Annotated in this window: 14 protein-coding genes; 4 read left to right on the forward strand and 10 right to left on the reverse strand. The window is 64.2% G+C overall.

Annotated elements, in window-relative coordinates; genetic code table 11:
- Window positions 1–28: 28 nt before the first annotated feature.
- The 9 genes from rng to upp form a co-directional block, all read right to left on the reverse strand.
- A complete protein-coding gene (gene rng, locus NCS02_RS04915; RefSeq protein ID WP_008350634.1) occupies window positions 29–1,498 on the reverse strand; it encodes a ribonuclease G in 1,470 nt (489 codons plus the stop codon).
- Window positions 1,499–1,505: 7 nt separating this feature from the next.
- Window positions 1,506–2,120, reverse strand: a complete 615-nt coding sequence (locus tag NCS02_RS04920) for a Maf family protein (protein ID WP_008350633.1) — start codon at window positions 2,118–2,120, stop codon at window positions 1,506–1,508.
- A gap of 54 nt (window positions 2,121–2,174) precedes the next feature.
- Window positions 2,175–2,645 carry a 23S rRNA (pseudouridine(1915)-N(3))-methyltransferase RlmH gene (gene rlmH, locus NCS02_RS04925; RefSeq protein ID WP_008350632.1) on the reverse strand — a complete coding sequence of 157 codons (471 nt, stop codon included), beginning with the start codon at window positions 2,643–2,645 and terminating at the stop codon, window positions 2,175–2,177.
- Window positions 2,646–2,659: 14 nt separating this feature from the next.
- Window positions 2,660–3,112 (reverse strand): ribosome silencing factor, encoded by a 453-nt coding sequence (gene rsfS, locus NCS02_RS04930; RefSeq protein ID WP_008350631.1) that lies wholly within the window; start codon window positions 3,110–3,112, stop codon window positions 2,660–2,662.
- Between the two features lie 2 nt (window positions 3,113–3,114).
- On the reverse strand, window positions 3,115–3,792 hold the full coding sequence (locus NCS02_RS04935) for a nicotinate-nucleotide adenylyltransferase (RefSeq protein WP_008350630.1): 678 nt from the start codon (window positions 3,790–3,792) through the stop codon (window positions 3,115–3,117).
- The gene (gene hemF, locus NCS02_RS04940) at window positions 3,783–4,742 is read right to left on the reverse strand and encodes an oxygen-dependent coproporphyrinogen oxidase (RefSeq protein WP_008350629.1); all 960 of its coding nucleotides are present in this window, start codon (window positions 4,740–4,742) and stop codon (window positions 3,783–3,785) included. The genes NCS02_RS04935 and hemF overlap by 10 nt, the downstream gene beginning before the upstream one ends.
- Before the next feature lie 133 nt (window positions 4,743–4,875).
- Window positions 4,876–6,177 (reverse strand): phosphoribosylamine--glycine ligase, encoded by a 1,302-nt coding sequence (gene purD / locus NCS02_RS04945; RefSeq protein WP_008350628.1) that lies wholly within the window; start codon window positions 6,175–6,177, stop codon window positions 4,876–4,878.
- 266 nt (window positions 6,178–6,443) lie between these two features.
- Window positions 6,444–7,172 (reverse strand): YebC/PmpR family DNA-binding transcriptional regulator, encoded by a 729-nt coding sequence (locus NCS02_RS04950; RefSeq protein WP_008350627.1) that lies wholly within the window; start codon window positions 7,170–7,172, stop codon window positions 6,444–6,446.
- 318 nt (window positions 7,173–7,490) lie between these two features.
- Window positions 7,491–8,144 (reverse strand): uracil phosphoribosyltransferase, encoded by a 654-nt coding sequence (gene upp, locus NCS02_RS04955; protein WP_008350624.1) that lies wholly within the window; start codon window positions 8,142–8,144, stop codon window positions 7,491–7,493.
- A 212-nt stretch (window positions 8,145–8,356) separates the two neighbouring features.
- On the opposite strand from upp, the gene NCS02_RS04960 reads away from it, so the two are divergent.
- Genes NCS02_RS04960 through kdpE form a run of 4 tightly spaced genes read left to right on the forward strand, consistent with a single transcriptional unit; the run spans window position 8,357 to window position 11,267 of the window.
- Window positions 8,357–9,136: an SDR family oxidoreductase gene (locus NCS02_RS04960; RefSeq protein WP_008350622.1), complete on the forward strand. Its 780-nt coding sequence runs from the start codon at window positions 8,357–8,359 to the stop codon at window positions 9,134–9,136.
- Between the two features lie 13 nt (window positions 9,137–9,149).
- Window positions 9,150–9,539 carry a methylglyoxal synthase gene (locus tag NCS02_RS04965; protein WP_008350620.1) on the forward strand — a complete coding sequence of 130 codons (390 nt, stop codon included), beginning with the start codon at window positions 9,150–9,152 and terminating at the stop codon, window positions 9,537–9,539.
- A 23-nt stretch (window positions 9,540–9,562) separates the two neighbouring features.
- Window positions 9,563–10,537 carry a quinone oxidoreductase family protein gene (locus NCS02_RS04970; protein WP_008350618.1) on the forward strand — a complete coding sequence of 325 codons (975 nt, stop codon included), beginning with the start codon at window positions 9,563–9,565 and terminating at the stop codon, window positions 10,535–10,537.
- Window positions 10,538–10,568: 31 nt separating this feature from the next.
- The gene (gene kdpE / locus NCS02_RS04975; protein WP_008350616.1) at window positions 10,569–11,267 is read left to right on the forward strand and encodes a two-component system response regulator KdpE; all 699 of its coding nucleotides are present in this window, start codon (window positions 10,569–10,571) and stop codon (window positions 11,265–11,267) included.
- Here the strand turns inward: kdpE and NCS02_RS04980 are convergent.
- Entirely contained in the window at window positions 11,243–11,920 is a 678-nt protein-coding gene (locus NCS02_RS04980) for an SDR family oxidoreductase (protein WP_008350614.1), read from the reverse strand. The two genes, kdpE and NCS02_RS04980, sit on opposite strands and share 25 nt — an antisense overlap.
- Window positions 11,921–12,611: the final 691 nt, after the last annotated feature.

Here is a 12,611-nt window from a genome sequence, read left to right on the forward strand (position 1 = left end):
GGCCTCGCTCGAATGACTTTGGGCGAGGCTACATCAACACGATGTCGTATTGCTCTTGCGATAAATTACTCTCCACCTGCAGCGAAACCGGCTTCCCGATGAAGTCCATCAGCATCGCCAGATGCTGCGATTCCTCTTCCAGAAACAGATCGATCACCTGCTGCGAAGCCACCACGCGAAACTCGCGCGGATTGAATTGCCGCGACTCGCGCATGATTTCGCGCAGCACGTCGTAGCAGACGGTGCGCGGCGTCTTCACCTGACCTTTGCCCTGACACACCGGACACGGCTCGCACAGCACGTGAGCCAGTGACTCGCGCGTGCGCTTTCGCGTCATCTCGACGAGCCCGAGCTGCGAAAAGCCATTCACGGTCACGCGCGTTCTGTCGCGCGAGAGCGCCTTCTTCAGCTCGCCCAGCACCTGATCGCGATGCTCGACATTCTCCATGTCGATGAAATCGATGATGATGATCCCGCCGAGATTCCTCAAACGAAGTTGCCGCGCGATCGTATGCGCAGCTTCGAGATTGGTCTTGAAGATCGTGTCGTCGAAGTTGCGCGCGCCGACATACCCGCCCGTATTCACGTCGATGGTCGTCATCGCTTCGGTCTGGTCGATCATCAGATAGCCGCCCGACTTCAGATCGACGCGCCGCGACAGCGCCCGCTGAATCTCCGCCTCGATGTTGTACAGATCGAAGAGCGGCCGCTCGCCGGTGTAATGATGCAGACGCGACGCCACCGCCGGCGTGAACTCCGCGGCGAAATCCGCGAGCATTTGAAACGTCTCGCGCGAATCGACCTGAATACGCGTGGTTTCGTCGTTGACGAAATCGCGCAGCACGCGTTGCGCGAGGTTCAGATCCTGATAGAGCAGCGTGGTGGGTGGCACGCGCTGCGCTTGCGCGACGATCGTCGCCCAGGTCTTGCGCAAGTAGGCCACGTCGGCCGCGAGTTCTTCGCTCGTCGCGTCTTCGGCGATGGTCCGCACGATGTAGCCGCCTTTCTCGTCGGCGGGCAGGACGGCGGTCAGTCGCGCGCGCACGGCCTCGCGCTCCGCTTCGCTCTCGATCTTCTGGGAGATGCCGATATGCGGCTCCTGCGGCAGATACACCAGCGTGCGTCCCGCGATGCTCACCTGCGTCGACAGGCGCGCGCCCTTGGTGCCGATCGGGTCTTTCACGACCTGCACCATCAGCGACTGACCTTCGAAGACGATCTTTTCGATCGGCGTGTGCGGCTGTGAGTTATGCGGCTCGCCCGCGATGCGCGGATGCCAGATATCCGCCACATGAAGAAACGCGGCGCGCTCGAGACCGATGTCGATGAACGCGGACTGCATGCCCGGCAGCACGCGCACGACCTTGCCGAGATAGACGTTGCCGACGCGCCCGCGCGAAAGCGTGCGCTCGACGTGAAGCTCCTGAACGGCGCCTTGCTGAACCAGTGCGACGCGGCTTTCCTGGGGTGTGACGTTGATCAGGATTTCTTCGTTCATGGCCTGTTTAGAATGCGACGCGCGCCAGGCGCAAGAGAGCAGCGGTTTCGAAAAGGGGCAGACCCATGATACCCGAATAGGACCCGTCGATTCGCTCGATGAACTCGGCCGCGCGGCCCTGAATGCCGTACGCGCCCGCCTTGCCGAGCGGCTCGCCCGATGCCGCGTAGCGTTGCAGCGCAGCACGGTCGACGTTCGAAAAACGCACTTGCGAGCGCGAGAGCGCGGGTTCCAGCAACGCGCCATCGGCATCGACGACGGCGAGCGCCGTCAGCACTTCATGCTCGCGGCCTGCGAGGCGTTCGAGCATCGCGACGGCGTCTTCTTCGTGAAGCGGCTTGCCGAGAATCAGCCCGTCGATGGTGACGGTCGTATCGGCGACGAGAATCGGCGCGGACGCGAAGCCGCCGGCGAGCAATCGCGCGCGCGCGGCCTTTGCCTTTAACGCGCACACGCGCACGACGTACGCATCGGCGGCTTCGCCGGGCAACTCGGCTTCGAGCGCTTCGGCGTTTTCATCGGCACGGGGAAGAAGGAGTTCGAACTGCACGCCCAGTTGAAGAAGCAACTCCTGACGGCGTGGGCTTTGCGAGGCGAGATAAACGTAGGGATGAGTCGGCATCGTGATGTGGATTCGAATGACGCGCGGGGCATTCGATCCAGCGTCGAAGCACCCTCAAGCGCGATGATAGGGATGATTCTGCGTGATGCTCCACGCGCGGTAAAGCTGTTCGGCGAGCAGCACGCGCACCATGCCATGCGGCAACGTCAGGCTCGAAATGCGCAGCATCAGTTCCGCGCGCGATTTCACCTCCGGATGCAGCCCGTCCGCGCCGCCGATCACGAACGCGACGTCGCGCCCGTCCTGCTGCCAGCCGGGCAGGGCGTTCGCGAGTTGCATCGTGGTCCAGTCGCGGCCGCGTTCGTCGAGTGCGACCACGCGCGCGTTCTTCGGCAAGGCGGCTTCGATGCGCTGCTTTTCGGCCGCCATCACGCTCTCGGCATTGCGTCCCGACGAGCGCTGTTCCGGCTTGATCTCTTTGAGCTCGATGCGCAGTTCGGGCGGCATGCGCTTCGCGTATTCGTCGAAGCCATTCGTGATCCAGTCGGGCATCTTGTGTCCGACGGCGAGGATGACCAGCTTCATGAAACGAAGCGGTGTCAGTGCTTGCGCACGGTCTTCCGCGCGGGACGTTTGACGGCGGGCGCGTCGTCTTCGTCGTCCTCGTCTTCATCGGCGGTGACGCTCGCGCCGCCGAACATGTTCGGCCTTTGGAGCTTCACGCGCACGGGCTTGTCGCCCCAGACTTCCTCGAGGTTGTAGTACTGACGCAGAGCGGGTTGCAGGATGTGCACGACCGCGTCGCCGCAGTCGACCAGCACCCATTCGCCGATCTCTTCGCCTTCCGTGCTGACGATGTCGCCGCCCGCTTCCTTGACCTTCTCGCGCACGCTGTTGGCGAGCGCCTTGGTCTGGCGGTTGGACGTGCCGCTCGCCACGACCACGCGGTCGAACAGCGACGTCAGATGGGTCGTGTTGAACACTTTGATGTCTTGCGCCTTGACGTCTTCGAGACCGTCGATGATCGCGCGTTGCAGCTTCTGAAGTTCCATAGTTACGATGTCTGGTACAGGTGATGTTGAACAATATAGTCCCATACGGCGGATGGGACCTGCGCGCGGGCGTCGGTCGCACCGTTCATCGAACGCGCTTCTTCGCGGATCGCCGTGGCGGATACGTCGAGTAGCAGCATTTCGTCGATGTGCATGTGACCGTGCGGACTCCCGCGCAAAACGTCGGGCGATGCGCGGCGCGCTTCGAATTCGGCCGCGACCGGGGCGGGCAGCGTCGCGACGTCGAAGCCGGCGCGCGTTTCCACGCAAATGTGCGCGTAGTCGAAGAGCCGCTTCCACTGATGCCACGAATCGAGCTTGACCAACTGGTCCGCGCCCATCAACAGCGTGATCGACGCGTCCGCGCCTTCGCGCTCGCGCCAGTGCGCGAGCGTGTCGACGGTGTACGTGTCGCCGTGGCGGTCGATCTCATCGGTGGCGACGACGATCTGCACGCCATCGAGCGAAAGCGATGCCGCCGCCGCACGCGTCATCGCCAGCCGATGTTCCGGCGCCGATACGCCCGCCTTCTGCCACGGCTGTCCGGCGGGCAGCAGTACGAGCTCGGTCAGTTGCAGCAACTCGACGAAGCGCCGCGCGAGCGCGAGATGCCCGTTGTGGATCGGATCGAATGTGCCGCCGAGCAGGCCGACGCGCTTGGCGCAGGGCGTCACAGCCATTCCCGGCGCACCAGAAAGTCTTCGTACAGCCGCGCTTCCGGCGTGCCGGGCGCGGGCTTCCAGTCATAGCGCCAGTTCGCGACGGGCGGCATCGACATCAGAATCGATTCGGTGCGTCCGCCGCTTTGCAGGCCGAAGTGCGTGCCGCGGTCGAACACGAGATTGAACTCGACATAACGCCCGCGCCGATACGCCTGAAACTCGCGCTCGCGCTCCGTGTATGGCGTGTCGCGGCGTCGTTCGATGACCGGCAGATACGCCTTCAGGAACGCATCGCCGACGCTTCGCATCATCGCGAACGAGCGCTCGAAACCCGGCTCCGAGAAATCGTCGAAGAAAATTCCGCCGATGCCGCGCTGCTCGTTGCGATGCTTCAAATAGAAGTACTCGTCGCACCAGGTCTTGAAACGCGGATACAACTCCGCGCCGAACGGATCGAGCGAATCGCGGCAAACCTGATGGAAATGGCGCGCGTCTTCCTCGTAGCCGTAGATCGGCGTGAGATCCATGCCGCCGCCGAACCAGAAGATCGGCGCTTCGCCGTCTTTGGTCGCCGTGAGCATACGCACGTTCATGTGCACGGTCGGGCAGTGCGGATTGCGCGGATGCATGACGAGCGAGACGCCGAGCGCCTCGAAACCGCGTCCGGCGAGTTGCGGACGCGCCGCGCTCGCCGAGGGCGGCAGCGCGTCGCCTTGCACATCCGAAAAGCCGATGCCGCCGCGCTCGAAGAATCCGCCGCCTTCGAGGATGCGCGTCACGCCGCCGCCGCGCAGATGCGCGCCGGGCTCGCGGGTCCAGGCGTCGGTAGCGAAGGCGGTGCCGTCGAAGGCGCCGAGCGCATCGGCGATGCGCGTCTGCAGGCCCCTCAGATAATCGCGAACGGCGGCGATATCGTGGGCTGCGTCGGATTGTGTGCGTTGTTCCGCGCTGCGGTTCGGTTCACTCATCGATTGCTGCGTGCGCCCCTGTGGGCGGCCTTGAATGGCAGGGGTTAACCCTTCGTATCGAAACTCTCAAAAGCACGCTGCCGGACACGAGGTCCGGCAGCGCGGGTGCTTGGGCGGCGTGCGCCGCGCCGTGTCAGTGCTTGTCGCCGGGTTTTTCCGCCGTCTGCTTGCGATTCAGCGCGCGATAGCCGATGTCGCGCCGATACTGCATGCCGTCGAACGAGATCTGGTTGACTGTATCGTAGACCACGGATTGCGCGCCGCGCACGGAATCCGCCAGGCCGACGACGCACAGCACGCGCCCGCCCGAGGTCGTGAGCTTGCCGTCGGTGAGCGTCGTGCCGGCATGGAAAGTGACCGAATTCTCGGTTTCCGCGGGAATGCCGCTGATGCGGTCGTCCTTGCGCGGCGTATCCGGATAGTTATGGGCCGCGAGCACCACGCCGAGCGCGGTGCGGCGGTCCCAGTCCAGATCGACGGTGTCGAGCTTGCCGTCGATCGCCATTTCCACGACCTTCGAGAAATCGCCCTTCAGGCGCGCCATGATCGGCTGCGTCTCGGGGTCGCCCATGCGGCAGTTGAATTCCAGCGTTTTCGGATTGCCGTTCGCGTCGATCATCAGGCCGGCGTACAGGAAACCGGTAAAGCGGATGCCTTCGCTTTCCATGCCGCGCACCGTCGGCTGGATGATTTCGCGCATCACGCGCGCGTGCAGTTGCGGCGTGACGATCGGCGCGGGCGAGTACGCGCCCATGCCGCCGGTGTTCGGGCCCTTGTCGCCGTCGAGCAGGCGCTTGTGGTCCTGGCTCGACGCGAGCGGCAGGACGTGCTTGCCGTCGACCATCACGATGAAGCTCGCTTCCTCGCCCGCCAGAAACTCCTCGATCACCACGCGCGCGCCGGCGTCGCCGAGCTTGTTGTCGGCGAGCATCGAATCGACGGCGGCGTGCGCTTCTTCCAGCGTCATCGCGACGACGACGCCCTTGCCGGCGGCGAGGCCGTCCGCCTTGATGACGATCGGCGCGCCTTTGGCGTCGATGTAGGCGTGCGCGGCGGCGAGCTCGGAAAACGTCTCGTATTCGGCGGTCGGAATGTTGTGGCGCTTCATGAACGCCTTCGCGAAGTCCTTCGAGCTTTCGAGCTGCGCGGCTTCCTTGCTCGGGCCGAAGATTTTCAGCCCGCGCGAGCGGAACAGATTGACGATGCCCGCGGCGAGCGGCTGTTCCGGCCCTACGAGCGTGAACGCGACATGTTCCTTCTCGACGAAATCGGCGAGTTCCGCCGGATCCGTGATGTCGACGTTGCGCAGGCGCTCGTCCTGCGCGGTGCCGCCGTTGCCCGGCGCGACATAGACGATCTGCACGCGCGGCGATTGCGCGAGCTTCCAGGCCAGCGCATGTTCGCGGCCGCCGGAACCGACGACGAGTAACTTCATGTGAATCCCCGAAATCCTGACAAAAAGCGGCTTGAGAAAAAGCGGCGGGCGCATCGACCGTAAAGCGCGCGTATGACACTCGTCATGGCGTCGCGAAGGCGGCTCGCGCTGACATCGGCTGCGTCACGCGCCTTCCTCGGGCGATGCCGCGCCGCGAAGGCCGTGCGGCGCTGCTCCGGCATGGCAGCCGAAGCGAAAGATGTTCCATGCGAGGCCGCGGCGGATTTCGATGCCGCCGCGCCCCTGCGCTACGAAGCTCGGAAAGCTCAGTCTTCGTTGATCGCGGCGTTTGTATAGACTTCCTGCACGTCGTCGAGATTTTCGAGCGCGTCGAGCAGTTTTTGCATTTTCACTGCGTCGTCGCCGCTGAATTCGACTTCCGTCTGCGGTTTCATCGTCACTTCGGCGAGTTCCGCCTTGAAGCCCGCGGCTTCGAGCGCGTCCTTCACCTTCTGGAAATCGTTCGGCGGGCAGACCACTTCGATGCTGCCGTCCTCGTTCGTCACGACGTCGTCCGCGCCGGCTTCGAGCGCGGCGTCCATCAGCTTGTCTTCCGGCGTGCCGGGCGCGAACAGGAACTGGCCGACGTGATCGAACATGAACGACACCGACCCGTCCGTGCCCATGTTGCCGCCGAACTTCGAGAACGCGTGGCGCACTTCCGCGACGGTGCGGGTGCGGTTGTCCGTCATCGTGTCGACGATGATCGCCGCGCCGCCGATACCGTAGCCTTCGTAGCGGATTTCCTCGTAGTTCGCGCCATCGACGCCGCCGGTGCCGCGCTGGATCGCGCGGTTGATGTTGTCCTTCGGCATGTTGGCGTCGTAGGCCTTGTCGACGGCGAGGCGCAGCCGCGGGTTTGAATCGATCTCGCCGCCGCCCATGCGCGCCGCGACCTGGATTTCCTTGATGAGGCGCGTCCAGACCTTGCCTTTCTTCGCGTCGGCCGCGGCTTTCTTATGCTTGATGTTGGCCCATTTCGAATGACCCGCCATTACCTTTCTCCATCGCGCGCGGACCTGCCGGGCGCCTAGTGTGCTGTCGTGCTGAATGTGTCTGTCTGCCGCGCGCTGCTCGGCCGCGGTCGGGTTCGCTCGGGGATCGTTTTGATCCGGCCTGACCCGAATAGGAACAGACCGAAATTTTAGCATGGCGTCGTGCGCTCTCAATGCCGTGTGGCACGGGCCGGAACGCGAAAATCGGCGCAAACCGTGCGAAATTCCGTCGAATCGCGTGGAATTCGCGCGAACGAAGCCGTAAACGCAAACCGCCGCGCAGAATCGCGCGGCGGCTGGAATGGTTCCGGCGAACGCTTAATTCCTCGTGCCGAAGAGACGGTCGCCCGCGTCGCCGAGACCCGGAACGATATACGCATGCTCGTTCAGATGCGAATCGAGCGACGCGACATACAGCTTCACATCCGGATGCGCGTCCTGGAACACCTTCACGCCCTCGGGCGCGGCGACCAGTGCGACGAAAATGATGTTTTCGGCTTGCACGTTGCGGCGCTTCATCACGTCGACGGCGTGCACCGCCGAGTAGCCCGTCGCGACCATCGGATCGCACAGAATGAAGACGCGCTCTTCGAGATCGGGTGGCAGACGCACGAGATACTCGACCGGACGATGATCGTCCGCGCGATACACGCCGATATGCCCGACACGCGCCGAGGGCACGAGATCCAGCAGGCCGTCCGACATGCCGATGCCCGCGCGCAGCACCGGCACGATCGCGAGCTTCTTGCCGGCGATCACCGGCGCGTCGATCCCGACGAGCGGCGTTTCCACGCGCTTGGTCGTAAGCGGCAGATTGCGCGTGATTTCGTAGCCCATCAGCAGCGTGATTTCGCGCAGCAGTTCGCGGAACGTGCGCGTCGACGTGTCCTTGTCGCGCATGTGAGTGAGCTTGTGCTGGATCAGCGGATGATCGGTGATGAAGAGATTGGGAAAGCGGCTGTCTTGTTTCATGGGTCTCGCGCGCGGCGCGTCCTGCTCGTGTGATGTTCTGCCTCTGACGCTCGGGGAGCGGACAGTGGCGACAGTTTACCCAAAAGCCCGCGCACGCCTAAGAAGATTCGCGCGGGCCTTGGCGTTTCCGCCGCCGACGTTGCTGCCCCGATTCTTCTAGAATTGCGCGAAGACGTCACGATCTGTGACGAAAGACAACTGGAGGAAAGACGATGGATATGGGAATCGCGGGCCGCACCGCGTTGGTATGCGCGGCGAGCAAGGGCCTGGGACGCGGCTGCGCCGAAGCGCTCGCCGCCGAAGGCGTGAATCTCGTCATCACCGCGCGCACGGCGGAAACGCTCGAAGCGACGGCAGCGCACATCCGCTCGACTTACGGCGTCACCGTGACGACCGTCGCGGGCGACATCACGACGCCCGAAGGCCACGCCGCCGCGCTCGCCGCCTGTCCCGCGCCGGACATTCTCGTCAACAACGCGGGCGGGCCGCCGCCGGGCGACTTCCGCACCTTCACGCACGAGATGTGGATCAAGGCGCTCGAAGGCAACATGCTGACGCCGATCGAGCTCATCAAGGCGACCATCGACGGGATGATCGAGCGCGGCTTCGGGCGCGTCGTGAACATCACGAGTTCGTCGGTGAAGGCGCCGATCGACGTGTTGGGTCTCTCGAACGGCGCGCGCTCGGGCCTGACCGGTTTCGTCGCCGGCGTCGCGCGCAAGGTCGCATCGACGGGCGTCACGATCAACAATCTCCTGCCGGGCACGTTCGACACCGACCGTATCGCCGTGACGATGGAAGCGCAGGCGAAGGCGCAGAACATTTCGATCGACGAAATGCGGGCGCGCCGTGCGCAAAGCCTGCCCGCGGGCCGCTTCGGCACATCGGAGGAATTCGGCAAGGCATGCGCGTTCCTCTGCAGCGTGCATGCGGGCTACATCACCGGTCAGAATCTGCTGATCGACGGCGGCGCTTATCCCGGCACCTACTGAGACGGAGCCTCCGATGACCACACGCGTCGCGCTCATCGCGCACGACATGAAGAAGGACGACATCGTCACGCTGGCGGGCGAGTTCGTCGACACGCTCGCGCAATGCAATCTCGTCGCGACCGGCACGACCGGCGGACGCATCGCGGCGGCGCACGGGCTGGAGATCGAGCGCAAGCTGTCCGGCCCGCACGGCGGCGACCTGCAGATCGGCGCGGAACTGGCGGAAGGGCGCGTGAACATCGTGATCTTCCTGCGCGACCCGATGACGCCGCAGCCGCACGAGCCCGACATCAACGCGCTCGTGCGCGCCTGCGACGTGCACAACGTGCCGTGCGCGACCAACATCGCGACGGCGCGCATGATTCTCGACGACTTGCGTCTGCGCTTCGCGCGGGCGTCCTGAAGATCAAAGGAGACGAACGAGCGATGACCAAGGCAATCCGATTCGACAAGGCAGGCGGCCCCGAAGTCATGAAGTGGGTCGACGTGGACGTGGGCGCGCCGGGCAAGGGCGAAATCCGCGTGAAGCATCATGCGGTGGGCCTCAATTTCATCGACGTGTACTTTCGCACCGGCCTGTATCCGATGCCGCTGCCGGGCGGCCTCGGCATGGAAGCGGCCGGCGAGGTGACGGCGGTGGGCGAGGGCATCACGCAGTTCAAGCCGGGCGATCGCGTCGCCTATGCGTCGCGCCCGCCGGGCGCCTATGCGGAAGAGCGCGTGATGTCGGCGGATTACGTCGTCAAGCTGCCCGATTCGATCGGCTACGAAGATGCCGCGTCGATCATGCTGCAGGGTTTGACCGCGCAATATCTGCTGCGCCGGACGTATCGCGTGAAGGCGGGCGACACGGTGCTGATCCACGCGGCGGCGGGCGGCGTCGGCATGCTCGCGTGTCAGTGGGCGAAGGCGCTCGGCGCGACGGTGATCGGCACGGTCGGCTCCGACGAGAAAGCCGAGCTCGCGAAGGCGCACGGCTGCGATCATCCGATCGTCTACACGCGCGAGAATTTCACGCAGCGCGTGCGCGAGATCACGAACGGTGCGGGCGTGCCTGTCGTCTACGATTCGATCGGCAAGGACACGTATATCGCGTCGCTAGATTGCCTGTCGCCGCTTGGGCTTTTCGTGAGCTTCGGCAATTCGTCGGGCCCGTTGCCGCCGCTCGATTCGTCGGAGCTGGCCGGTCGCGGCTCGCTGTATTTCACGCGGCCGACGCTTTTCAGCTACATCGCCAAACGCAGCGATCTCGACACGATGGCGGCGGAACTGTTCGATGTCGTGTCGTCGGGGAAAGTGAAGACGAACGTGCGCCAGCGTTATCCGCTGTCGGAAGCGGCGCGCGCGCACGAAGACCTCGAAGCGCGCAGGACGACCGGCTCGACGATTCTTCTGCCGTGAAGCGACGCGAAACCGCGCGGACGGCTATCCGATGAGCGAGCCGTCCTTTACCGTCGTCCTGATCGAGGATGAGAAGCAGATTCGGCGCTTCGTGCGCGTGTCGCTCGAAGCGCAGGGCATGACGGTCCACGAAGCGGACACCGGTCAGAAAGGTCTCGTCGAAGCCGCGACGCGCAAGCCCGATCTCGTGATCGTCGATCTCGGCCTGCCGGACACCGACGGCATCGACGTGATCCGCGAACTGCGCGGCTGGACCGAGCTGCCGATCATCGTGCTGTCGGCGCGCACGCAGGAGGAGGAGAAAGTCGCCGCGCTCGATGCCGGCGCCGACGATTACCTCACGAAGCCCTTCGGCGTTTCCGAGCTGATGGCGCGGATTCGCGCGCATTTGCGGCGGCGCAATCAGGCGTCCGCGAGCGAGACGCCGGTCGTGACTTTCGGCGATGTGACCGTCGATCTCGCGCTGCGCCGCGTCACGAAGCACGCCGAAAACGTGCATCTGACGCCGATCGAATACCGGCTGCTATCGACGCTCGTGCGTCACGCGGGGCGAGTGCTGACGCATCGGCAATTGCTGGTGGAAGTGTGGGGGCCGTCGCATGTCGAAAGCCCGCATTATCTGCGCATTTACATGGCGCATCTGCGGCAGAAGCTGGAGCGCGATCCCGCGCAGCCGGAACATATCGTGACCGAGACGGGCGTGGGTTACAGGCTCGTCGGCGTGGCGTGACGGACCGCGCTGAGCGAAGCGAGCGCGGTATCGATCGGCACGTCGCCGCCGACGAACGCGATCAATCGGTCGCGGATGCCGAGCGTCACACATCGCACGGCGATGCGCGCGACGTCGGCGCGTGCGACTTCGGGCGTGTGTTCAGTGAGTTCGTCGGCGAGCGCGATGGTCCCGCGCGGCGGCGCGTCCGATAAAGGCCCTGGCCGAAGAACCGCGAACGGCACACCGCGATGCGCGACGTATTCGTCGGCTTCGCGCTTCATCCGCGAGTAATGGCGCAATGCAAAACTGCTTCGCGCCGGATGAAGTGCGGATAGCGCGCTCACGACGACGAGCTGCTGCACGCGGCGGCGCCTGGCGTAATCGGCGGTGCGCATGACGGCATCGCGATCGATCGCGCGTTCCTCGTTGACGCCTTCGTTGTCCGCCGATCCGGCTGCGTAGATCACATGCGTGATGTCATCGAAGGCGTGAGAAAAGTCGTTGGTGAGATCGCCTAGCAGGATTTCGGCGCCCATCGCCGCGAACTCGCTCTTGTGCGCGGATTTGCGCAGCATTGCGCGGAATGGCATGGCTTGCCGATGCAATCGCTCGGCGATGAGGCGGCCCGTGCGGCCGTGGGCGCCGATCAGCAGAACCTTCAGCGAGTTCATGTGCGGAAGTCTCCTTTGCTTGCGGTTCTTTTTTTTGGTCGGTGGCTTCGGCTTTCGCCGGATCCCGGTTTCGTGTCGGTCTATTAACGTTGCCCCTGTGCGGGGCGGCACCTACTTTCTTTGCTGCTGCAAAGAAAGTAGGCAAAGAAAGCAGCTTTTCAGGCCCGCGGTCACACGCAATTTGGGTAGTTCTCTCGTTCTCGATGGCACTCGCCTAAAGAGTGCCCTCATCACAATCACCGGGCTTGGCTCGCGCACGGTCTGCCTTCACTCGCCACACACCAAACTGGTTCAGCACCAAATAGCTCCGGCCCGCTTCGCGGCCGATGGGTCAATCGGGTCCGCGCGTGCTTCTCTACTAACGTCTCCATCTCACTGCAATCGCCGCACGTTGGTTTCCCTTGCATAGCCGGCGGCAGCGCGTAGCGCTGTGCCGAAGCTCTTTCGTGCTGAACCAGTGTCCTTGGAAAACTAGCTCGTCAGACCGTGCGCGATCCAAGCCCGGTTAGTCCTTTGAGGGCAGTCTTTAGGCGAGTGCCGCCGTGGACGAGAGGACTACCCAAATTGCGTGTGACCGCGGGCGTGTCGAGCTGCTTTCTTTGGTTACTTGTATATTGAATCTGGCGTCCGGAAGCTGATCTCTCCCGTTCGCTCGAAGCGGTAGCCCGTTTGTGTTACATGGGCTCACAGC

The organism is Caballeronia sp. NCF2, assembly GCF_023631205.1.
Lineage (GTDB): Bacteria > Pseudomonadota > Gammaproteobacteria > Burkholderiales > Burkholderiaceae > Caballeronia > Caballeronia zhejiangensis.